This is a genomic window from Pedobacter gandavensis, from assembly GCF_014172405.1.
GTDB classification, from domain to species: Bacteria; Bacteroidota; Bacteroidia; order Sphingobacteriales; family Sphingobacteriaceae; genus Pedobacter; species Pedobacter gandavensis.
This window is the reverse complement of record NZ_WNXC01000004.1, coordinates 422471-446417: the sequence shown is the minus strand read 5'-3', so window position 1 is coordinate 446417 and position 23947 is coordinate 422471. Positions and strand designations below refer to the sequence as shown.

General features: G+C 40.6%; 16 protein-coding genes. 14 read left to right on the top strand and 2 right to left on the bottom strand.

Annotated elements, in window-relative coordinates:
- The first annotated feature begins 6 nt into the window (after positions 1-6).
- From GM920_RS14140 to GM920_RS14090, 11 genes are all read left to right on the top strand, one after another.
- Positions 7-1569 carry a RagB/SusD family nutrient uptake outer membrane protein gene (locus GM920_RS14140; protein ID WP_235964527.1) on the top strand — a complete coding sequence of 521 codons (1563 nt, stop codon included), beginning with the start codon at positions 7-9 and terminating at the stop codon, positions 1567-1569.
- Between the two features lie 33 nt (positions 1570-1602).
- Positions 1603-2304, top strand: a complete 702-nt coding sequence (locus tag GM920_RS14135) for a hypothetical protein (protein WP_182958472.1) — start codon at positions 1603-1605, stop codon at positions 2302-2304.
- A 9-nt stretch (positions 2305-2313) separates the two neighbouring features.
- Positions 2314-3351, top strand: a complete 1038-nt coding sequence (locus GM920_RS14130) for a DUF5007 domain-containing protein (protein ID WP_202986114.1) — start codon at positions 2314-2316, stop codon at positions 3349-3351.
- 38 nt (positions 3352-3389) lie between these two features.
- Positions 3390-6524, top strand: coding sequence for a SusC/RagA family TonB-linked outer membrane protein (locus GM920_RS14125; protein ID WP_182958469.1), 3135 nt, complete (start codon positions 3390-3392; stop codon positions 6522-6524).
- A gap of 17 nt (positions 6525-6541) precedes the next feature.
- Complete coding sequence (locus GM920_RS14120) at positions 6542-8053, top strand: RagB/SusD family nutrient uptake outer membrane protein (RefSeq protein WP_182958466.1); 1512 nt, start codon at positions 6542-6544, stop codon at positions 8051-8053.
- 31 nt (positions 8054-8084) lie between these two features.
- A complete protein-coding gene (locus GM920_RS14115; RefSeq protein ID WP_182958463.1) occupies positions 8085-8804 on the top strand; it encodes a fasciclin domain-containing protein in 720 nt (239 codons plus the stop codon).
- Between the two features lie 30 nt (positions 8805-8834).
- Entirely contained in the window at positions 8835-10466 is a 1632-nt protein-coding gene (locus tag GM920_RS14110) for a DUF5008 domain-containing protein (RefSeq protein WP_182958460.1), read from the top strand.
- Between the two features lie 31 nt (positions 10467-10497).
- Entirely contained in the window at positions 10498-12258 is a 1761-nt protein-coding gene (locus tag GM920_RS14105) for a LamG-like jellyroll fold domain-containing protein (RefSeq protein WP_182958457.1), read from the top strand.
- A 16-nt stretch (positions 12259-12274) separates the two neighbouring features.
- A complete protein-coding gene (locus tag GM920_RS14100) occupies positions 12275-14185 on the top strand; it encodes a M60 family metallopeptidase (RefSeq protein WP_182958454.1) in 1911 nt (636 codons plus the stop codon).
- 20 nt (positions 14186-14205) lie between these two features.
- The gene (locus GM920_RS14095) at positions 14206-15885 is read left to right on the top strand and encodes an alkaline phosphatase family protein (RefSeq protein WP_182958451.1); all 1680 of its coding nucleotides are present in this window, start codon (positions 14206-14208) and stop codon (positions 15883-15885) included.
- Between the two features lie 94 nt (positions 15886-15979).
- Entirely contained in the window at positions 15980-18502 is a 2523-nt protein-coding gene (locus tag GM920_RS14090) for a beta-N-acetylglucosaminidase domain-containing protein (RefSeq protein WP_182958449.1), read from the top strand.
- A 219-nt stretch (positions 18503-18721) separates the two neighbouring features.
- Here GM920_RS14090 and GM920_RS14085 read toward each other — a convergent pair whose 3' ends face one another.
- Together GM920_RS14085 and metK are read right to left on the bottom strand one after the other, a co-directional pair.
- Complete coding sequence (locus GM920_RS14085; RefSeq protein ID WP_235964526.1) at positions 18722-19090, bottom strand: hypothetical protein; 369 nt, start codon at positions 19088-19090, stop codon at positions 18722-18724.
- 129 nt (positions 19091-19219) lie between these two features.
- On the bottom strand, positions 19220-20470 hold the full coding sequence (gene metK / locus GM920_RS14080; RefSeq protein WP_182958446.1) for a methionine adenosyltransferase: 1251 nt from the start codon (positions 20468-20470) through the stop codon (positions 19220-19222).
- A 232-nt stretch (positions 20471-20702) separates the two neighbouring features.
- On the opposite strand from metK, the gene GM920_RS14075 reads away from it, so the two are divergent.
- From GM920_RS14075 to pckA, 3 genes are all read left to right on the top strand, one after another.
- Complete coding sequence (locus GM920_RS14075) at positions 20703-21611, top strand: diacylglycerol/lipid kinase family protein (protein WP_182958444.1); 909 nt, start codon at positions 20703-20705, stop codon at positions 21609-21611.
- A 9-nt stretch (positions 21612-21620) separates the two neighbouring features.
- Positions 21621-21974: a translation initiation factor gene (locus tag GM920_RS14070; RefSeq protein WP_182958441.1), complete on the top strand. Its 354-nt coding sequence runs from the start codon at positions 21621-21623 to the stop codon at positions 21972-21974.
- A 143-nt stretch (positions 21975-22117) separates the two neighbouring features.
- Entirely contained in the window at positions 22118-23722 is a 1605-nt protein-coding gene (gene pckA, locus GM920_RS14065; protein WP_182958438.1) for a phosphoenolpyruvate carboxykinase (ATP), read from the top strand.
- Positions 23723-23947: the final 225 nt, after the last annotated feature.

Genomic DNA, 23947 nt, shown 5'->3' with positions numbered 1-23947 from the left:
AAACAGATGAAGATGATATCTTTTAACAACAGCAATATATTTTTAAAAAAAGCACTTGGATTGGTAGTGCTAAGTGCCTTGGTGCTGGGTAGTTTTTCCTGTAATAAGGAGCTGGAAGTAAAGCCAAGCCGCTATACTGTAGACAAAAACCATTGGAAGAGCATTGATGATGCGAAGTCAGGTATTTTTGGAATGTATGGTTTAATGCGTACTGCAATTACCAGCGATAACTTACACTGGTTGATGGGCGATCTGCGTCAGGGTGATTTTGTAGCCACCAGCAGACCAGATTTAAAAGCAATTATTAACGGGCAGCTGAATGCTTCTTATCCGGTATTGAACGAAATCACGAACTGGCGTAAATTTTACGCAGTGATCAATAGCACTTCTCTATTTATTGAGCGCTCAAGGGAAATCGTCGAAGCTGACAAACGATATACCCCAGTAAATAATAATGTAGATGTGGCACAGGCAAGAGCTTTAAGGGCATTTGCTTATTTCTATATGGTACGCATCTGGGGAGATGTTCCTTTGCTTACTTCTTCTCATGATGGTAATTTTGAACAACATGACAGAACAGCTCAGGCAAAGGTACTGGCCTTCGCAGAATCAGAATTGATTTTGGCGGCTAAAGTCCTGCCTTATTATTATGGTGGAACAGATCCGCAGTTGCCAGGAGAGTACTTTGGTATTACTGCGCAAGGTTTGAATGGGGTTTTGTTTACTAAGATTTCAGCCTATGCTTTATTGGCACATGTTTCTGCATGGCAAGGTCGATATATCGATACCGAAATTTATACCAAGTTTATTATGGACAATTATACTAAAGGGGATGGATACGGCCCGAGGTATATCAACATGGATGAATTAACGGGAACAGGTTCCGGTAGTCCTTTTGCCTATAAAAGGGGGACGATTATCGTTGGTTTCTCTTCTGAATACGGAAACGGTGAGTCTACGGCGAATGGACACATTGAACAACTGACACTTGCCCAGCCGCTTGTTCAGAAAATAAGGCCAGATATTTACGTGCCTAAAGAAGTCATTGCCGCTGCCTTTACCGATCGTAAAGACCTACGTTTTGGTTTAGATACCATTACAAAAATTCATAGAACGCCATATTTTGTAAACTTCACCACAGATATGCCGATTTTCAAGAAGATCGCAATTCTGGCCAATGGTGGATCAGCAGGTTCTTTTGCCATTTTCAGCTCTACTGCGCTGTTTACGCGTCTGGAGGAGTTGACCTTATTAAGAGCAGAGGCTTTGGCAGTGATCGGACAGCGTACTGATGCGATCGCCAATCTGAATATTGTCTTGAGCCAAAGAGGTGTAGCTGCTATTGAGGCCCTTTCTACTAAAGATCTGATCGATGAAATTTTTGCAGAACGCAGAAGAGAATTGATGGGAGAAGGCTGGAGATGGTATGACCTAATCCGCTATAACAAGATTAAAGGAACCAATCCCGATTTCAATAAGCTGATTACTGAAAAAGGGATCTACTGGCCAATTTCCAAAGATGTCATCAATGCTAATCCAATGATCACTCAAAACACCTATTGGAAATAAACGGAATAATATTCATTCTCAATTATTAAAAAAATGATCAAAAGAAATATACAAATAAGTAGCAAACGCCTGGCAGGTTATGGCCTGAAGGTTTTGTTGGCTGTAATTTGCTGTTCTGCCATTTTCTCCTGCAAAAAGAACGACTCTCCATATTATGATTATAGAAATGAAGTGCAGGAATTTGATGGTGATATCCTGGCTTATTTAAATGCCAATAGAAGTCAGTATGATTCGATGTTATTGGTCTTAGACCGTTTACCTGCCTTAAAGGATTCCTTGGTAAACAGAAAACTAACCGTCTTTGCATTGAACAATAAGTGTTTTCAAACTGCAATTTCGGAGCTGAATCAGGCCCGGGCTTTACAGTCGAAGCGCAAACTTTCTCTACAAAATTCGGATATCCTGGAGCTGGATACCATGATGTCCAAGTACCTGATTCGCGGGAACTATGGTACAGAAAGGCTAAGCCCATTTGTGGATGGTTCCTATGTAGAGAGCATCAATCATGACTATCCAATGCACATCCTTTACAAGAAAATTAATGCTTCTGGATTTGAAGGTGGTGGCCCTCAGGTATTGACATTCAGTGATCCGAAGGGCTCTATTTTCGTGAAATTCTGGGAGCGTACGCAAACTGTAGCAGTCAATATTAAGGCCAAAAATGGGGTCATCCACATCCTTTCTCCCGGACATGTTTTCGGATTTAATGAATTTGTAAAAAGAATAAATAAATAAGGTAATCATATGATGAATAATAAACAGCCTTTAGCATTACTATACGTTTTGATGGCAGGAATGACTTTACTCCTGACTCCTTCGTGTAAAAAATATCTTCCTGATGCCCGCTTAACATTAGGTAATGATGCGGCATTCACCACTACTACTTACGAACCCGTATTGGGAAGAAATACCTTATTTACAGGGAATTTTAACATAGGAAATTCTACGCTTTCCCAGCCATTGGACTTTAAGATCATCAACCTGCGAAGGAAAAATGGTGATCCGGCGCCAGAATTAACAGAGAACCATCCAACATTGGTATGGAAACAGCCTTACCTGGGAGATGAAAAATCCCTGGAAGAAATTGAGGCAAAAAGAAAGATAGAATATCATCCCTTGTTTGAAATCAGGGAACATTCCGGTCAGTTTCTGGTATGGGCAGGTGCTAACTCTACTTTTGTAAAAGTACGTCCGGATTCAGGTTATGTATTTGACGTGGAAGTTTCCAATTCCGGTGGACGTAGATATTTCCGCGATTTCAGGTTAAAACCTTTTCGTGAACGCCCTTATGAACCATCTAACCTTGATCCTATTACCGGTAATGCGACCAGCCCTGCTGTAAATGCTTCAATTGTGAACAATGTAAAAGGTGTTCGTACTTCACGTAACATGGGTGGTGGAGATGTCGCAGTTTACTTTAACAGAGTGGGAACTGGAAAGTCCCTCACCTTCAAGTTCCTGGATTCCGCACAAAATGTAATTGATCCAAACCTATTTGCCCTAACGAAATGGGAAAGCCTGGTTCATGGTTTTAAAATGGAGAAAACAAACACCCAAGTAAAATATGAAGTGGCTTATCCGATTCCTTTGATCACCTATCAAACCAAATATACAACGCCTAGCGGCGAAAGGGCAAGAGCAGTTTTCAGGTATGAAAGGCTGGGCTTTGGTGGTATCCGTGAGGAAGCAAATCTGGGCATCGACTTCAGTATTTATCAGGAAGGTAGTTGGGAGATTGTGTTCCAGTTCAGGAATGAGAGCCCAAAATTCAATAATGATTAATTAAATATTCAGAATATCAAATTTATACAATATCTAATATGAGGTATCTCTTTATAATATCTGCTCTGTTGTTGTGCTGTATCAGTACCGCCACAATAGCCCAGCAGAAAAAGGTTCTGATACAAGGAACTGTAATCGATAAAAAGGAAAAGGTAAGCATTCCGGGAGTAAATATCTTGTCAGGTACCCCCCTGGCTTCTGTCGGGATGACCAATGAAAAAGGGGAGTTTTCAGTGTCGGTACTCCCTGATGCAAAGCTGGTATTCAGTTATGTCGGATATACTACGGTTACTCAGAAACTGGATGGGAAGACAAAACTGACCATTTTTATGAACACTTCAGCCAGCTATCTGAATGAGACGGTAGTGGTGGGTTATCAAACGAAATCTAAGATTTTAAGTACAGGTTCCAGTGTTGTAATTACGGGTAAACAGATTCAGGATGTACCTGCTGGTAACGCGATGGAATTACTTCAGGGTAAAGTTGCCGGTTTAAATATCCAAAACAATAACGGGATGCCAGGGATGAGAGGAAGTATCAATATCCGTGGTCTTTCCAATATCAATGTATCTGGTGCAGGCGATAATGCCTTCCTGACACCCACTTCTCCATTATTTGTAATTGATGGGGTGCCAATTGATGATAACAGTAGCTATGAGTACGGTTTCCAGCAGGCAGGTCCTGGGATTAGCCCGGTGTCCTTAATTCCTACGGAGGACATTGAAAGAATTGAGGTTTTGAAGGATGCACAGGCAACTTCCCTTTATGGTTCAAAAGGTGCCTATGGGGTAATCCTGATCACTACAAAACGTGGTAATTCAAAAATCCCAATTGTAAGTTATACTTCAAAATTCTTCATGAACACTGTCCCTCAGTTGCGTAAGGTTATTGGTGGAAGAGATGAGCGTATGATGAGAATTGATCAAATATTGAGATACGATACCAGTTATTACCATGGTCTGGGCATGATCAATAACAGTGCGATGCTTTCAGATAGTTTAAATGCTTACTGGAACAATTCAACAGACTGGCAATCTTATTTCTATAGACAAACCTTCAACCAGTCGCACAACGTAGATATTTCTGGTGGTGATCAGTTGTTCAACTATAAAGTGAACGTAGGTAGTTATGCGGAAAACGGGATTCTTGAAAATACCGGTTTCACCCGATACAACCTTAATATGAACATGCAATATCAGCCTAGCCCAAGGTTTAAGCTTTTTGCTTCCATTAACAATGCATTAGGAAAAAATAGTGTGGGTAGTGGAAACGGGCTGCTGCAAACCGGCGTAGCTACCGGGGGTAGTTCGTCCTCCTTATTACCGGCTCCTTCTCAGTTTAGCGCGGTGAATGATTTGCTGGCCAGTTTGAAAACGCAGAACGACAATAAAACGGTAAATACAGTAACCACTCTTGATATTCAGTATGAATTTATCAAAGGACTACGTGCCTCTACGAACTTCAGTTATAATTTCAATACTGCAACTGAGGATACCTTCAGACCAAGTTCATTAAGTAACGGAGGAGGTGGGCAATCTACTTACTTTAACGAAAGAAGAAGCACGGTTTATAACAGGAACATGCTTTCTTATTTCAAGACCCTCAATGATAAGCACAATTTTACCGCTTATGTATTTAATGAGATCAACATGAATAAGGCTAAGGCGGATAAAGTAAGATTGGTATCCAATGTGAGTGATTATATCCAGGGCCCTTATGGCTATGGTTTTTATAACTCAAGAGGAGGAACGCTGGATAATTTTGCCGATGCACGCTCAGTGGCTTTTGCGGGTGCTTTTACCTACAACTACGACCAGAAATATGTGATTGACTTAACCTATCGTGTGGATGGTACTTCTACTAACGGACCAGATGCGGGATACTCTAAAAACCCATCCATCGGATTAAGGTGGAACTTCTTTAAAGAGAACCTATTTAAAGATTTTAATTGGTTGGATTATGCTTCCTTAAAGGCCAGTTATGGTAAAAACATCAATCCTAATGGAAGTATTTATGATGTATATGGTAAATACCTATCTGGACCTGCTTACAATAACAATACTACAGTAAGCTTAGATAAAGGGGTAATTCCAAATACCGGACTATTGCCGACCACTACGATGCAGCTGAATGCTGGATTTGAAATGGGGATTTATAAAGACAGACTTTCCTTTACTTTTGATACCTATTACAAACAGGTAGATAACATTTTACGTTCTAAAGCAGTAGCGAATATTAACTCTTTTGGATCGATCAGTACCAATGAAACCAGTCTGGTGAATTATGGATATGAATTCTCTATGAGGGGAAGACCATTATCGGAAGGCAGTAAAGTAAACTGGACATTGTCATTTAACGGTGCCATCAATAAAGATGTATTGACACATCTGCCAAATGGTGATCGTGAATTGATTTATGATGATGGCAGACAGTTGATTCTTTACCGATTGGGAATGAATAGTTTGTCGAACGTATTGTACAATACCAAAGGGGTTTATGCGACGAGTGGAGCAGTACCTGTAGATCCGCTTACAGGTTTAAGATACCGTACTGCAGGAGGAAACCCTGCTTATTTCCAGGCTGGTGATCCATATTTCACCGACTTGAACGGAGATTATATCCTGGATAACAATGACCTTGTTGTTGTTGGTAATTCACAACCTAGGTTTGTCGGTGGTCTTGGCTCTTTTGCACAATACAAAGGCTTTTCACTCAACATGAACTTTTCTTTTACGTTGGGTAGAGACATCATTAACAATGCTTTGGCAGACCGTCTGCAGAATTTTAGTAACCCTACTGCACCAGGTGCGATGGTACCATTGAATGAATACAATTCATGGCAGAACCCAGGCGATATAGCTGATTTTCCTAATGGTTTAGATTTCACCAGACAAGCTCGTGTACAGCCCTTCCGTTATAACCAGACCTTATTTCAGGAAGATGGAAGTTACTTGAAATTGAATGACGTCACTTTATCATACAATTTAAACAGGAAGTTTACACAGCGCTACGGCATGAACTCCCTGCGTATTTATGGCACAGCTAAAAACCTGCACACGTTCTCGAATTATTCAGGTCCAAATCCTGAAAATGTAAGTGCATTAGGAAGAGATACTTCAGGGGGATACCCAAATAGCCGCTCTTATACCTTAGGCTTAAGTGTTCAGTTTTAATTATTTAAAAAGATATTATGAAACGTTTGATATACAAATCTTTAATCCTGTTATGTGTACCCCTGGCTTTCTCGGGTTGCAAGAAGTTCTTAAATGTAACACCAATTGATAACCTTTCCGGAAATAATTATTGGCAAACCAAAAGTGATGTAGAGAACTTCACCAGAGGGATTTACGCTACTTTGAGAATAAAAATAGCTGGACCTAGTGCCGGAGGTTATTTTCCGGCCATGGATCTTCGTTGTGCGCCTATAAAGAAAGTTGCCAATGGTTATGAATTTATTAATCAGTTGAGAACTAATAATTTTAAAGGCATTCAAAGCGACAATAAAGATTGGACAGGTGGCTATGCCGTTAAAAATTTAACGACATGGAACGCTTTTTATGACATGATCCAATCGGCTAATATTTTACTGGTGCAGATCGATAAAATACCGGATCCAAATTTTACATCGAATGATAAAAAGCACTACCGCGCTGAAGCAGTGTTCTTACGCAATCTAGCTTATTTCTTTATGGTTAGACAATTTGGTGATGTTGCTTATTATACAAAAGCCTACAATAGTGAGCCATTGGAAAGAATGCCTATGGTTCAGGTCTTAAATCTTTGTCTGGAAGACATGAACAAATATAAAAATGATCTTCCATGGACTTATGAAGATCCTTCTACAGTTGGCATCCGGGCAATGCGCGGTGGGGCAATTGCCCTAATGATGCACATGAACATGTGGGCAGCAGGCTTTGATGAACCCAATAAACTAAAATATTATACTGCAGTAAAGCAATTGGGCGCAGAGTTGATGAACAATGGAGGAAATTACGAATTGCTACCTATGACCAGAGAGGAAAGTAAAAAAGTATTTAAAGGACGCACCAAAGAAAGCCTTTTTGAAGTTCTGCAAAACGTGAACTATGGGGAGGTCTTCGCTGCTTATGCTTCGCTGTCCAGCCTATTGGTACATTATCCTTATCTAGGTAGTGTAACTACCACAAATAGTGTGGCAGCCTATGAAAAAAAGTTCATGGAGAAATTATATTCTGATGGCAGTCCTGATTTGCGTAAAGAACTTTGGTTTGAGAACCGCCTTTCAGAAAATGGAAGTTTCCAATTTACAAAGCTGATCAATACCTATGGTGGAGAAGGACAAAATATCAAGAATGATGACAACATGATTATTTTCCGTTTGCCAGACGCCTTGCTGTTAACAGCTGAAGCATTGGCAGAGTTGGGAGAGGATAATGAAGCCCAAAAAATGTTAAATATGGTCAGAAAAAGAGCCGGAGCATTGGATGTTACTTCAACCGGTGGTGCACTGAAAGACGAAATCTATTGGGAACGTTGCAGAGAGTTGATGGGCGAAGGCCATTATTATTATGATCTGGTTCGCACCAAAAAAGTAATGAATGATAAGTACTGTTCATATCCGATTTCGGTGAGTGATTTTAATCAGGGTGCATGGACCTTCCCTATTGATCCATCAGCGATGAATAACAATCCGAAGATGACACTTAACAACTTCTGGAGATAATACGAACGCGATTTTTAACCATAAACGACATATGATGTTTAAGCTAATAAAAAAAATAATCCCGGTTTTACTGATTTCTATAGGCCTTTTTTCTGCCTGTAAGAAAGATAAGTATTTCTTTGATACGGGTGTTCATACCCCAAATTATAACGGAACAATTTTAGAATACCTGAAAGCAAAACCTGCCTATTTTGATACGCTGGTAAGGGTGATTAAAGTAGCTGGAATGGAAGATGTTTTTCAAAAAGAGAACATCACCTTCTTTGCTCCTCCGAGTTCCAGTATTTATAAATCGGTTCGTCGACTGAACAATTACCTCCGTTTGCAGGGACGGGATACGGTTTCTAAATTAGAACAAATTAGGCCAGAAGTATGGAAAGAAACCCTGTCTATGTATGTTTTTCAAGGAAGTTATCGCCTGAAAGATTATCCTCAACTGGATACGCTGGCCTTAGTGGCTTACCCTGGACAGGGGTATTTCTCTTATGGTAAAAGAACGATGAACATAGGTGTCCTCTATAATGATGCCGGTGGGGTGAAGTATGCGGGATACCGACAATTGTATTTGTCATTTATCCCGGATTTCTCCAAACCTCTGGAGCGCCTGGTGAACATTCCGGTAGCCTCCTCTGATGTGGCCCCAACCAACGGAGTGGTTCACGTCCTTCGTTTTCAGAAACACAATTTTGGATTTGACACCGATCGCTTTATTACCAACGTGGTAACCAGTGGGATTCTTCCCGCAAATTAACAGGCTGCATTTATAAAATATAGAATTCATATGGCAAACCATAGCAAACGAAATAGACTGTTCAGCATCTCAGCTTTGATGCTGTTACTGACCATGATTACTTCTTCCTGCAAGAAAGATCTTGTATTGGGAGCAGACCCATATAAAGGAGGGAAGGAGCCACTTGGCGTGAAATTTCTGGAAAATGATACAGACAATGATCCGGGAATCCAGGGGGGGGAATACAACTTCCGCATTAGAGGATTACTGAATTATAAAGATAAGTTTGAGTTTTTCCTGAATGAGCAAAAGGCAGAGGTTTTGAGCCTGACAGATTCTACCATCCGCGTGAAAATACCTGAGTATGCAAGTTCCGGTGGTGCAACAGTGGTGTTGGAAGGTCAGACTTTTTTTGGCCCGAATTTAACCATCGAAGGTAAAGTAAACATTGATCCGACGTTTAAAGCGACAATCGGTTCAGATTACTCCATCTATGATATGTTTAAAATGCCAAGCAATGATTACATCCTTGTAGGAGCCTTCACAAATTATGAGAATAAGAATGTGAATAGAGGAATTAATAGGATCGCCAAAATAAATGCGCTTGGAGAGTTTGTGGCCGATTTTAGTGCGAAAAAGAAAGCCATTAATGTAGGCGCTGATGGAGGTTTACTTTCCATCAATCCGTTGAGCGGAGGCAAATTCATTGTAACCGGCCGTTTCAATACTTTCGATGGCTGGAAAGGCATCAATAACATCACCAGAATCAATGCCGATGGTAAATTGGATTCTTCGGTAGTGCAGCTGATTAACCCTACGCCGGATATTCCTTCTAAAGGACAGGATACGGTAGCAACCTTTAATGGTGGAGTGGATGGTCGTATTTTGAATAGTTTTATGAAAGACAATAAGATCATTGTTGTAGGTGATTTTAAAAACTATTACCGAAATTATTACGAAGGTTCTACTAAAGGTAATACGGTTACTGATGTGACTAAGATGGCGCAGGTATTGAGAATGAACGACGATGGCAGTCTGGATCTGAGTTACAATTACAATCCTGGTACCAAGCAGAGTAATGCTGGAGGAAATGGAAATATCAATGGCGCTTTTATGCAGGCTGATGGGAAAATTATACTGGTAGGTGAATTCAGCACATTCAACGGAGAGACGGTAAATCGCATTGCCAGAATCAATACAGATGGAACTTTGGATAAAAGTTTCAACTCTGGATTGGGTGCAGATAATGCCATCCTTTCCATGAGCTATAATTCAGTTACCCAAAAAATCATGATTGCCGGTAGGTTCAGTTCGTATAATGGTAATCCACGATCCGGAGTGGCCATGCTAAACGCGGATGGCAGCCTGAACGATGTGTTCAAATTTGGGGTGCTAGCGGGTGGTTTCGCCAATTTTGCAACGCAGTTGAGCACAGGAAAAATAATTGTTTCTGGTGGATTCAACAATTACAACGGTATCCTTAGACAAGGTTTTATGTTCTTAAATCCAGATGGATCATTGGCTGCGGGTTATAACAACACCGGTGCTTTCCAGGGACAGATCAATAAGGTGACCGAAACCACAACAGTGGCAGGAACACCTGCATTAATTCTGGTGGGAAGTATCAGCAAGTTTGACAACAAGAAAGTCGGCAATATTGTCCGTATATCAGTTAAAAAGTAAACAGGACCATATACCTCATAAAATTAAGCATATGAATCATAAAAATACATATCTATATAAAGGCATGAAAAGTCTATTGGCTTTGATGTCCCTTGCCCTGATTTTCTTGATGGGTTCTTGCAATAAGGATTTTCCTAATCAACTAAGTCAGGAACACAAGAACGATACAGCTGCCGTAAGTTCGAAGAACCGAAAAGTACTGTATTTAATCATTGATGGTGCAAGAGGAAGAGCAATAAGGGAACTAAATGCTCCTAACTTAACGCAAATCATTAAACGTTCCATTTATTCTTATGATGGACTTTCTGACTTTAATAAGACCAGCATGAGCAATGCCGATGGTTGGTCGACCATGCTAACAGGGGTTACGGCTGCGAAACATGGTGTTCGTTCGGAAGATTTCTCAGGAAATCGTCTGACACAATACCCTACCTTGTTTAGTAGAATGAAAGCCCTGAATCCGACATTAAGGTCTGCTTCTTTTAGTGCATCTGCAGCCTTTGCCAGTAATCTGGCTACGGATGCTACAGAAAGCAAATCATTTAATAACGATGATGTAGCCGTAAAAACTGCTTTAATGCAGGAGTTAAACAGAGATGATGCCACACTGGCTGTCGCAGAGTTTGGAAGTGTTGAAGCTGCCGGAAAGGAATTTGGCTATAGTGAAAATACACCAGGATATGCTACTGCATTACTGAAAATGGACGCTTATGTTGGGGAAATTCTGGAGGCCCTAACTAAACGTAAAAATTATGCCGGGGAAAACTGGTTGGTCGTGATTGCTTCTAATAAAGGAGGCGCATTGCCAGCAGGGCCACCTACTACAGACAAGACTGTTTATGCGGACGACAGCCGTAATAATTTTATCGCTTTTTATAATCCTAGATTTATAACTAGCCTGGTTGCGAAACCGGCTTCAGATCAGATTCCATTTACGTCCGTTGCACCAAAATTCTACGGGGGTGATGGACAGAATGTAAAAGCTGTGATTCCTAATGACAATGGACTTTATAATTTTGGGACTAACGATTTCACGATTCAATGCAAATTTAAAGGAAGTGGAACTGACAGATCCTGGCCAGTTTTCCTATCGAAATCAACTGGGATTAATAATGGATCAACTCCGGGATGGGTTATTTATCTTTCTGGTAAAGTTTGGTCTATGAATGTGAGTGGGAACGGTGGCTGGTCCAACTTTAGCAGCAACGGGGTCGTGAATGATGGCTTATGGCATACGATCACTGTAGTTTTTTATACCGAAGGTGCAAAGAAAATGGTGAGGTGTTTAACAGATGGCGTTGTGACCAATGCTGGTGTAGACATCACGAGCAGAGGGACCAGAGATACTTCAGTACCATTGGCTATGGGACGTAAGTCTGGGGATGCTGAAAATCCAGATGTACTCATTTCAGAATTACAGATTTTTAATACTGCTTTATCGAATGCAACAATTGCTGCTCAGGTTAAAAAAACAACCTTAGATCCAGCGCATCCAAACATCAATAACCTGGTAGGTTACTGGCCATGTAATGAGGGTAAAGGAAATCAATTGATCAATCTGGCACCAAGAGGAAAGGGCATTGATTTTACTTTAACAGGCCTTTATCAATGGCAGGTCTTCAGTGAATATAGTCCATTTCTTGATCCGCCGATTTCTGATTCGTTTTATTTATTGGTTCCTAACAGTGTGGATATCCCTTTTATGATTTATCAATGGATGGGAATGAATGCCCCAACAGGATGGGGATTGGAAGGTGTCGTTTGGAAGGCAAAATATACAGATGTTAAATAAAAAAATGGCTATAGCTATGAAAAGTAATAACTTATTGACTGCATCATTGGCATTGATGCTACTGGCAGTCTTACCTTCTTGCAAGAAATACGGTACTGCGTTTAAAGATGGTTACAATGATGCCTCTGGCAATGAACAAGGAACGATAACGGTAGATACCGCAATGAGTAGAGTAGATCGCTCGATGTATGCGAAAGCACGTGTTTTCCCTGGATTGGTAGATGCGGCAGAGCCTCGCCTGATAAACGAAAAGGTTAAACTTGACCTGAATTTTTCTTCTTCTACGGCACAGACCCTGAGAATCTCTGTGGCACCAAGCCCACAATTTAGTACAGGTTATTATGCCCCTGCCGGGGAATTGATTAAGATTGTTGTTCCTGCTGGAATATCTGGATTAAGCGTACAGGTAGGTGGCCATACGGATAACCTGACAGGTCATGATCCTTTGTTAAGAGATCCGATTATATACACCGTGAAACAGCTTTTTCCAGGTGTAAACTATGTGCGTAACCTATACGGTGGTACCATCTACATCCGTGCGCAGGTGGCAATTGCCCAACCGGTAGAGTTAATTTTTACCGGAGCGGTAAAAGCACCTGATTTTGTACTGGGAGAAATCACCGATGCAGAATGGAATAAGAAAGTTCAGGAATCTTCTGTACCCTGGCTGGAAATGAGAAGTAAGCGTGTGATATTTCTGATCCCAAGAAGCTTCTTGTTGAGAATGCCAGTGGCTAATCCAACGGCATTAATGACAGAATGGAATGCAAAGTTCGAACTGGATTACAATGGCTGGATGGGCTTATCTGATAACAGCGCTGATATCAGAGATAGAAGTCCTCAAAGTGCATGGAGAGGGATTCTGGACATTCAACTTTCGGTTGGTTATGGTCATAGCGGTTTTCCTTTTGTAGGTACGATGGACGATGAATGGTTTGGTGGAATGACTAACCTTCAATCTTTATTGAATGGCAGCAATTGGGGAACTTATCATGAGTTTGGCCATAACTGTCAGCAGGGCCTTTGGAGCTGGAGCACTTTAGGTGAAACGACGAATAACTTGTTTAGTTTTAAAATTGCCAACCGTAATAAAGTAGGATATGCAGGCTTGCATCCGGCAATGCCTAATGCAAATACGGAAGCACTTGCTTTCGCTGCTTCTAAAACAGCGAAGAATTTTGATACATATTCAGTATTTGGTCCTTTCCACAGGATTATTCCTTTTCTGCAGATCTTTGACCTTTATGGCTATGACGCAATGGCTTATTTATACACAGAAGCCAGACATGCCGCGCGTACCCCATTAACGGATATTGAAAAGCATGATTTTGTTTATGAGAAATTTTCTGATTATGCAAAAACCGATCTGAAGTTGTTTTTTGAAGCCTGGGGTATTGATTTAACTCCTCAGATGAAAAGCAAAGTAGCGGCATTGTATCCCCGATTAACTAAAACCATCTGGACCTATAACCCAATGACCAAAACAGGTGGTACTGGAGCGGTGATCATCGAACCTACAGTGACGGCAAGTTCTGAAGAGAGAGTAGGGGAAGGAACGAATGGTTTTGCTAAAAATTTGATTGACAACAATAACAACACCTTCTGGCATTCACAATGGCAGGGATCCCCACTGGGAGCGATGCCATATACTTTGACCTATGATTTCGGGGAGCCAACGTTGGCAAAAGGAATGTACTTTGTTCCAAGAGATAATGCAAGTCAAAGACCTAAGGACATTGATATATTCACCAGTACAGACAATGTGAATTGGACGAAAGAAGGCTCAACAGTAATGACGAATGCGTTTAGTCGATTTAACTACAACTTCCCTGCTGCTAAAACCGCGAGATATTATAGGTTGGTGATTAAGAACAATCATAGTGGTACATCCTTCGCAGCATTAGCTGAACTTGGGCTTATTAGATAATTATTATAGAAAATCAGAACATGAATAATCATATTATAAAAACACTTTTTCTAGGCCTGGCAGTGAGCACTGTGTCTTTATTTTCTGCTTGTAAGAAATACGACAATCCTCCTCCGGTTTTTGAGGAATACGGAACCTTACCTTCTACAAATGCCAGGAAGGTCTTGATCATCGGTATTGATGGACTGGCTGGTGCGGAGCTGAAGAAGATTAACCCGGCGACGATTGGAAGTCTGATCGCCAATGGTAAATACAATTATGAGGTGATTGCGGATGTCAATGCTGGTACGATTCCTACCTGGGTAAGTTTGATGACGGGTACATCTTCCAATAAGCATCGCGTATTTACAGATAGTTTCCGACCATCGCCAAATGAGGATGAGCATGTGACTTCTGTCATCTATCCAAATTTTTTATATAGGATTTTAGAGACAAAACCAGATTTAACAACGGTTACTGTTACTTCCAATCCAACATTGAATAGGTACTTCAATGAAGCGGCAAGGCCCGTTCTGGCCGGTAATGATGCCAGTGTAAAAGACTCTGTGCTGAAGGTACTTCAAAACGCCAATCCAAGTGTCGTTTTAGCAAATTTTCAAGACGTAGAAACTACTGGTAAAAAAGATGGCTATACCGCAGATGTTCCGACTTTCAGTGCAGCAGTGACTAAAGTGGATGGCTATATTGCTGAAGTGCTTGACGCTTTGAAGAAGCGTAAGGAGTACAATAAGGAAGAGTGGCTGGTGATTGTGACTACAAATCGCGGAGGAAGTGAAACGAGCCCAAAAGCAGGATTTATCGTTTGCTCTAATCCAAATCTGAAATCGGAAGCATTGGTGAAGAAAGGGTTCAATACCATTGCGTTTAATAACTCAAAAATTGCTGCGGTCATTGAAAAAGACAACGGCCTGTATGATGGCGGGACCAATAAAGATTTCACGACTCAGGTACAAGTGAAGTTCAACAACAATGCCACCTGGCCAGGTTTTTTCTCTAAAAGTACAGATGTTGGAGGCCACGCCACTACAGGTTGGACCATGATTTATAATGGTGGCAATTGGGAGGTGGTAATTGGGGGTAAGAATAACGGCGGAGGATCCAGCTTGTTGGGCGGAACTACTGTAAATGATAGGAAATGGCATACGTTAACACTCACCGTTAAAACCGTTGGAGCAGTAAGAACGGCCAAAGTGTATACAGATGGAGTCCTTAACAGGACGACCGATATTTCAGGATCTCTAAATTTAACGACTACCGAGCCTTTGAAAATAGGTTATCGTAATCAGGACAATGGTGGAACCAATCTTGATTTTAATATTGGAGATGTACAGTATTTTAACGTTGCTTTAGATGATGCCACCGTTAAAAATAACATCGCATTACAAGATATTACCAAACATCCTAATTATGCTAATTTAACTGGTTTCTGGCCGGTAGATGAAGGTGCCGGGGCATTGTTAGTGAATAAAGCACCTGTTGGTTATAGTTTTAAGATGACTGGTCCATATAGATGGGTAGGATTGGGTACAGATATTCCGGTAAGCAGAGTTCCACAATCGATGGATGGAATTTCTGTAGTTACCGCAGGGCCAGATGTGACTGCGTTATTGTATTATTGGTTAAAAATACCGATTAAACCAGTATGGGATGTAGATGGAAGCGGGTGGCTGTCGAAATTTGAGGTTGAATTCTTAAAGTAAACCGATAAATGTTATTATTGTATGGCCCTGGAAATCTCTAGGGCCATATTTTGATAAAGACACCCTTTTTACAAGCTTAAAGAAACGAATGAATATGATGCTAAATTTTAAAAGACGACTGATCCCCATTGTTTTATGTGTACTCACTAAAGCTGCTACTGCCCAGGAACTGCCAGTAGTGATTTATCCCCAACCTCATCAAATGGTGACGGAAACCGGATCGATTTCTTTAGAACAGGCTTTTTATGTAAAACCAGGATCGGTAAAGCCAGAATTACAAAGCCTGCTAAGTACGGTGTTAAAATTGGATGGAGGCAAGAACGTATTGCCAGTAAAGGTTCAAATAAATAAATCTGCCGGCCAGCGTTCCGGGGCTTATGAATTAGCCATTAATAAAACAGGTATTCAAATCACCGCTGCGGATGATCGGGGTGCTTTTTATGCAGCGCAGACCTTAGTTCAGTTGGCAAATGGGAAGGTTAAACTTCCTTTTATAAAGGTGATTGATTATCCAGATGTTCCCTTCAGAGGTACAGTAGAAGGCTTTTATGGAGATCCATGGACACAACAGGATCGTGTTGCACAATTACGCTTTTATGGTCAGCTGAAATTGAATACCTATATATATGGTCCAAAAGATGATCCTTACCATTCTTCCCCTAACTGGAGGTTACATTATCCGGAAAAGGAAGAGGCAGATATCAAATTGTTGGTGCAGGAAGCAAAAAAGAATTACGTTGATTTTGTATGGGCCATTCATCCTGGAAAAGACATCAAATGGAATCTGGAGGACAGTACAGCGGTACTTAAGAAGTTTGAGATGATGTATGGTCTTGGCGTACGTTCATTTGCGGTATTCTTTGATGACATTTCCGGAGTGGGTACGGATGCTGCAAAACAGGCTGGCTTATTGAATTACATTCAGTACCAGTTTGTGAATAAGAAAAAGGATGTGACACCATTGATCATGTGTCCTACAGAATATAATAAAGGATGGTCTGATCCGAAACCTGGAACTTACCTTGATATTTTGGGTGAAAAGTTAGATCCGGCGATTCACATCATGTGGACTGGAAATACGGTAGTTGCTGACATTACTAAAGAAGGTTTGGAATGGGTAAATAAACGCATCCGCCGTCCGGCTTTTGTATGGTGGAATTTCCCGGTAAGTGATTATGTACGAGATCACTTATTAATGGGCCCATCTTATGGAATTGATATCGACGCGCAAAATGAGATGTCTGGTTTCGTGTCTAACCCGATGGATAAAGCAGAGCCTTCTAAAACGGCCATATTTGGGGTGGCATTGTATACCTGGAATATGAAGAGTTATCAGCCAGAACAAGCATGGTTAGCTTCGCATCGTTATATTATGCCGGAAGCTCCAGAAGCTTTTCAATTGTTTAATGCCCACAACAGTGATCCAGGGCCGAATGGGCACCGTTACAGAAGAACGGAGTCAGTGGAGATGATACCTTATACCACCGCCTTTCTGAAGTCTTTAAAAGAAGGGGGATATGCTGCTGCTGATGCGCAAAGACTTAAAGCGGAATTTGAAGCGATGATCGCTGCGTCGAAAGACATTCCTTTGAAAAGCCAGAACAAAAGGTTGGTCGAACAGATCACACCATGGTTGGCACAGTTTTACCTGCTTGGAAAAGCTGGTGTGGCAGTGATGGACCTGGCAGATGACTGGAACAAAAAATCGTATGTTTCGGCATGGGATAAGTACTTGGCGACAGAGCGTTACCTGGATAGCATGACGGAATTGGATCAGAAGATGAACCTTAATCCCTATCAGCCGGGTGTTAAAACAGGCTCATTGGTGATGCTACCTTTCGTAAAAGAGGTTTTACTGACCGTAGGTCAGCAAATGACGGCTGGAAAGGGTTTGGCAGCTGCGGGAACAGCAGTTCAGAGTTCAGACCAAACGGCACTTTATACGAACAATGCCAAGTTGAAGAGTCAGCCCTTGCAAATTGGAAATCAAAGCGTGGCGCTTTCACCTGCACTGGAGACGATTACGCTGAACGCGGGTGATTACTTTGGCGTACGCCTACATCCTAATTTAAAGCCTAAAACCTTACAGTTTAACCTGGAGTCAGCTACCCTTACGAATTGGGGAGGCTTTGAAAGCTCTGCGGATGGGCTAAACTGGGTTGTTTTGCCGGTAGAAGAAAAAAAAGGGAAAGGATTGGCGACTGCATTTGATGCGACTAAAGATCGATATATTCGTTTTAGGAATAAATCTGAAAAGGCACAGAATCTATACCTTAAAATGTTTAAATTGGAGGTGGGGACTAAAAATGAAGCAGATAACGGAGTTTATGTTTTGGACGGTAATTTGGCTACATATAGCACTTTTTCTAAAAATGAGCCAAGATTGGTGCATCTGCCAAAAGACTTTCAGCAGGCAGATTTACTACTGCTCTTAAGACTAAACAGAGAATCCATAACCATCTTCTCTAAAGATAAAAAAGGTAAGGAGACTATATTATACGAAGGAAATGGGGACTACATTAAGATCGATAAGGTTGCGTTGAAAAAGGTGGACACCTTATATTTTAAAACGAATGCCGTGGAACCACTACGTATTTATGAAATAGCTAAACATTAGCGTGTATCTAGTTTATGCTCATAAAAACCTGGCAGGGGATTAATTTTTATTACTTATTAAAACGATAAATATATGCAACTATATGAATGGGCAATATTGGTTTTAGCGATTATTGATGGGGTAATCGTATTCTGGATAAGTGTAATGGATAAAAAAGTATAAATGTATAAATAAGGCCCATCGTAATCGATGGGCCTTATATTTTCTAAAATAGGTTTTCTAACTGAAAAGTTCCTGAAGATCCCGGTCTGCGGTAGGGATCTTTTTCAGGAAGTCATCAAATCCCGGGTCCTCCTGAGAGCTATACATGCCATAAGCATCAAGAATATAGCCAATCTGACCATCTTTATCTTCTAAGATATAAAGCACAGAATTATCTGCGGGATCAGAATCGCCCTCAAAACGATAGGTTTTTATAATGGATAAATCTTCCGGATTATATATTTTATTGAGACCAACACCTTGCATTTTACCATGATCTGTCATCTTCACTTCATTGTCCAGTCCTTTAAGTCTTAATTTTTCCAGGATCTGGCTAAGGGTATTCATTTCTACTGGCTGTTCCATAATGATTGATGTTTGTTTCATTAATTAACATCTGTTTAGGGAAATGGTTTTTTGTTTATCTGGTCTTCTCAGAAAACAGGCCTTTAGGCCATTAAAAAAGGCGCTATCCTTGATGGAATAGCGCCTTTTTCAATATGATGATTTATCGTTCTACAAAGAGAAAGCAGCTTTCACCTGATCTACGAAATCTAGTTTCTCCCAGGTAAACAGCTCTACAGTTACAGTTTTTTCTTCTCCATAAGGAGTTTTGAAAGTTTTAGTAACGGTTTCATTTTTGCGACCCATGTGGCCATAAGCTGCAGTTTCGCTGTAAATAGGGTTTCTTAGTTTTAGACGCTGCTCAATAAAGTAAGGACGCATGTCGAACAGGCCTTCTACAATTGAAGCAATCTCACCATCAGTTTTATTTACTTTGCTTGTACCATAAGTGTTGATATAAATTCCCATCGGCTTTGCTACACCAATGGCATAACTAACCTGAACAAGAATTTCTTCTGCAACACCTGCAGCTACTAAGTTTTTCGCGATATGACGGGTTGCATAAGCTGCACTTCTATCTACTTTACTTGGATCTTTTCCAGAGAAAGCACCACCACCGTGAGCACCTTTACCACCGTAAGTATCTACAATGATTTTACGACCAGTTAAGCCAGTATCACCATGTGGACCACCAATTACGAATTTACCGGTTGGGTTGATATGGTACTCAATTTTGTCATTAAATAAATGCGCGTATTGAGGGTATTTAGCAATGATTCTTGGAATTAAGATCGAAACCAGGTCAGATTTGATTTTTGCCAGCATGGTCGCTTCTTCGTCGAAGTCGTCATGTTGAGTCGAAATTACGATGGCATCAATACGAACTGGTTTATTGTTGTCATTATATTCAAGTGTTACTTGAGATTTTGCATCCGGGCGTAAATAAGTAATTTCATTATTTTCGCGTCTTAGCTCAGCAAGTTCTTGTAATAGCTTATGAGAAAGATCAAGTGCTAAAGGCATATAGTCTTCAGTTTCGTTGGTTGCATAACCGAACATCATACCTTGATCACCTGCACCTTGTTCTTCTTTGCTGCTTCTATCTACACCTTGGTTGATGTCTTGTGATTGTTCATGAATTGCAGAAAGGATTCCGCATGAGTTGGCCTCAAACATGTACTCACTTTTAGTATAACCAATTTTTTTGATGACATCACGAGCAATCTGCTGTACATCAAGATAAGTCTTTGATTTTACCTCACCAGCTAGGATCACCTGACCGGTTGTAACAAGTGTTTCACATGCAACCTTTGAATCTGCGTCAAAAGCCAGGAAATTATCAATTAGTGCGTCGGAGATTTGATCTGCGATTTTATCAGGATGACCTTCGGAAACAGATTCTGATGTAAATAAATATGACATCTTAAATAATTAATTTTGTAATAAACAATTATATAAAATGGCCTCTGATCCTGCAATACAGGCAGTAAATTCAAGTGTATGATAAGGTTAGCACTTTTTTTTACGTGGTTGCAATCCCGCTATTTTTGATGATAGCATCGCAAATCAGTCCACTTTAATGATGCAAAATTACTATATATATTCAAATAGTCAAAAAATATCAATTATTTTGTACCGTATTTAAACCACTGTTTTGTCAAAATCTAATATTTTATTTATTATCAACCCGATTTCGGGAGGAAAGGACAAGCTGAAAATTCCAGCATTGATCGATGCGCATTTGGACCGTTCCAAGTTTAACGCGAATTACAGCTTCACGGAATATGTAGGCCATGCTTCAGAGATTGCTGAGGAAGCGGCGAGTAAGAATTTCGATGTGATTGTAGCCGTTGGAGGGGATGGTACGATCAATGAGATCGGAACGAAGGTAATGCAGCAAAATAAGATTCTTGGGATACTTCCTTTTGGATCAGGAAATGGGTTGTCGAGGTTTTTAAAAATTCCGATGAAGACCATCCAGGCGATTAAGGTGATCAATGATTTCAAGGTTAGGGTGATTGACACGGGTAGGTTTAACGATAAATGCTTTTTTAACATGGCAGGTATGGGCTTTGATGCGCACATCAGTTCAGTTTTCGCTGGGAATAAGTCGAGGGGACTATCTGGCTACCTGAAACTCGGTCTCAAAGAAATGCTGAATTATAAACCCCAGACCTACCATATTTATATAGATGGTAAGGAATATGTGCGTACTGCTTTTGTGGTCAGTGTCGCAAACTCATCCCAATACGGTAACAATGCACACATCTCTCCTAATGCATCCATTACAGACGGATTATTGGATGTGTGTATCATCAAGAAATTCCCATTGGTTAAGATACCACTATTGGCCTATCACATGTTGAATGGCACGGCGGATCAAACGGCGATGGTGGAAATTATTCAAGGAAAGGATATCAAGATTGTCCGGGCTGCAAGTGATGCAATTCACATTGATGGCGAGCCTTATTTTATGGGTAAAGAACTGAACATTTCTATGGTGCCTTTATCTTTAAATATCATTACACCGGATTATGAAGCTGCAAAGCTTCCCATTTCATAAAAAACAGCAATGAAAGCGAAAAAGAAAGTATTGAATGATTTTGGTGGTATTATGTTTTCTACAGACCCTTCTTTTGTATATGAGCAGGACAATGAGGTGGAAGATGTACCATTAGCGGCCAATCAACAAGATCTTAGGGTGATGTTGGATCGGAAAAATCGCGGAGGTAAGGGCGTAACTTTAGTCACCGGTTTTATCGGGAGTACTGATGCGCTGGAAACTTTGGCAAAGATGCTGAAATCTAAATGTGGTGTTGGTGGTGCTGCTAAGGACGGCGAGATCCTCATCCAGGGTGATTTCAGGGATAAGGTCTTGTTACTTTTACAGAAAGAAGGTTATAAAGTTAAAAAATCTGGAGGCTAACAAAGCCGCTGCTGATTTGTAATCAGCTGATTTTTAGTGTATTTATTGTTAGTGTACCAACAACAATAAGTAAAATTTTTCCTGCAAAAGCGCTGATAATACCTTTTTATCTGTATAACTTTGTCTCACTAACTTATTTATTTATGAGCAAAGCACTTACGCTTAAGCCGGATTTGGGGTATTTGAATTTAAATTCAGATCAGGCCCTGTATCAGCTTAATGTATCACAATTGGTTGAAGAGGCCTTAAAAAATGGAGAAGGAACACTTGCCGATACCGGAGCATTGGCAATAGACACGGGTAAATTTACCGGTCGTTCTCCAAAAGACAGATTTATTGTTTGCGATGAGGTGACAGAGGACACAGTGTGGTGGGGTGATATCAACATTAAATTTAGCCCTGAACATTTTGATTCGCTTCTAAAAAAGGTTACTGATCACCTGAATCAGGAAAAATTCTACGTAAGGGATGCCTATGCCTGCGCTGATGTGAGTTATAAAACGACCATTAGAGTGGTGACAGAAAGCGCTTACCAGAACTTGTTTGCCCATAACATGTTCTTAAGATTTGGGGAGGAAGGTTTACCAGATAGTCCGGAGTGGACGATTATCGCTGCACCAAGCTTTTTAGCAGATCCAGCGGTAGATGGTACCCGTCAGGGAAACTTCTCTCTATTAAACTTTACTAAAAAGATGATTCTTATTGGTGGTTCCGGTTATACTGGAGAGATCAAAAAAGGGATCTTCTCTGTTTTAAATTTCATTTTACCACAACAAAGAAATACGCTTTCTATGCATTGCTCTGCAAATGTGGGCAAGGATGGCGATACTGCAATTTTCTTTGGGTTATCAGGAACGGGTAAAACCACGCTCTCTGCTGATCCGGAAAGAGGCTTGATCGGCGATGATGAGCATGGTTGGGGTAAAGACACGATCTTCAACTTTGAGGGAGGCTGTTATGCGAAATGTGTGGACCTAACGGAAGAAAAGGAGCCGCAGATTTTTAATGCCATCAAATTTGGCTCGCTTTTGGAGAATATTAATTATTTCCCTGGAAGCCGTGAGGTTGACTTCAGCAATGTGGAGAAAACAGAGAATACCAGGGTAGCATACCCTATTCATTATATTGACAATGCAATCCTGCCTTCTATAGCAGGCGTACCTAAAAATATATTTTTCCTGACTGCTGATGCTTTTGGAGTATTGCCACCGATTTCTAAGTTGACACCAGGACAGGCCATGTTCCATTTCATATCTGGATATACGGCAAAAGTTGCTGGAACAGAAGCTGGGGTGACAGAGCCTCAGGTTACTTTTTCCGCTTGTTTTGGAAAGGCATTCTTGCCGTTACACCCGACTAAATACGCAGAACTGCTTGGTGAAAAAATGAGAAAGCACAATGTGAATGTTTGGTTGGTTAATACTGGATGGAGTGGGGGAGCTTATGGTGTCGGCAAACGAATGAAATTGTCGTACACACGAGCGATGATTACTGCTGCCTTGAAAGGTGAACTCGAAAAAGAGCGTTACAACGCAGATCCTGTTTTCGGTTTACAGATTCCTGAGGCTTGTCCAGGGGTTCCATCAGAAATATTACAGCCCAAAAATACCTGGGAAGACCAGAAGAAATATGACCAAAAAGCGAATGAGCTTTCGCAGGAGTTTATTGCCAACTTTAAGCAGTTTGAAGCTTTTGCGAGTGCTGAAATCCTCGCATCCTTCCCTAAAGTTGTGGAAAACGCCTCATAAAGCTTTTTTTTTGCTCTAAAATTTGCATATCAATTTTTTTTTAGTTTAAATTGTGAATGATTGTCTCCGAAAGGGGACAATCTTTTTTAATATACGCCGATGCGGACAGGGGGGAGACTTAGTTCAAGGGAAGAAACTAACGATTATTTAATTTGGAATTAAAATCAAAGTTATAAATTTGTTCTTGCAACAATTGTTTGTAATGATCGTTGTGTGTATTACAGA

What these genes read in the sequence shown, in the direction of transcription:
- GM920_RS14140 (WP_235964527.1), top strand. Translation starts at nt 7, where the DNA reads ATGAAGATGATATCTTTTAACAACAGCAATATATTTTTAAAAAAAGCA.
- GM920_RS14135 (WP_182958472.1), top strand. Translation starts at nt 1,603, where the DNA reads ATGATCAAAAGAAATATACAAATAAGTAGCAAACGCCTGGCAGGTTAT.
- GM920_RS14130 (WP_202986114.1), top strand. Translation starts at nt 2,314, where the DNA reads ATGATGAATAATAAACAGCCTTTAGCATTACTATACGTTTTGATGGCA.
- GM920_RS14125 (WP_182958469.1), top strand. Translation starts at nt 3,390, where the DNA reads ATGAGGTATCTCTTTATAATATCTGCTCTGTTGTTGTGCTGTATCAGT.
- GM920_RS14120 (WP_182958466.1), top strand. Translation starts at nt 6,542, where the DNA reads ATGAAACGTTTGATATACAAATCTTTAATCCTGTTATGTGTACCCCTG.
- GM920_RS14115 (WP_182958463.1), top strand. Translation starts at nt 8,085, where the DNA reads ATGATGTTTAAGCTAATAAAAAAAATAATCCCGGTTTTACTGATTTCT.
- GM920_RS14110 (WP_182958460.1), top strand. Translation starts at nt 8,835, where the DNA reads ATGGCAAACCATAGCAAACGAAATAGACTGTTCAGCATCTCAGCTTTG.
- GM920_RS14105 (WP_182958457.1), top strand. Translation starts at nt 10,498, where the DNA reads ATGAATCATAAAAATACATATCTATATAAAGGCATGAAAAGTCTATTG.
- GM920_RS14100 (WP_182958454.1), top strand. Translation starts at nt 12,275, where the DNA reads ATGAAAAGTAATAACTTATTGACTGCATCATTGGCATTGATGCTACTG.
- GM920_RS14095 (WP_182958451.1), top strand. Translation starts at nt 14,206, where the DNA reads ATGAATAATCATATTATAAAAACACTTTTTCTAGGCCTGGCAGTGAGC.
- GM920_RS14090 (WP_182958449.1), top strand. Translation starts at nt 15,980, where the DNA reads ATGATGCTAAATTTTAAAAGACGACTGATCCCCATTGTTTTATGTGTA.
- GM920_RS14085 (WP_235964526.1), bottom strand. Translation starts at nt 19,090, where the DNA reads ATGAAACAAACATCAATCATTATGGAACAGCCAGTAGAAATGAATACC.
- metK (WP_182958446.1), bottom strand. Translation starts at nt 20,470, where the DNA reads ATGTCATATTTATTTACATCAGAATCTGTTTCCGAAGGTCATCCTGAT.
- GM920_RS14070 (WP_182958441.1), top strand. Translation starts at nt 21,621, where the DNA reads ATGAAAGCGAAAAAGAAAGTATTGAATGATTTTGGTGGTATTATGTTT.
- pckA (WP_182958438.1), top strand. Translation starts at nt 22,118, where the DNA reads ATGAGCAAAGCACTTACGCTTAAGCCGGATTTGGGGTATTTGAATTTA.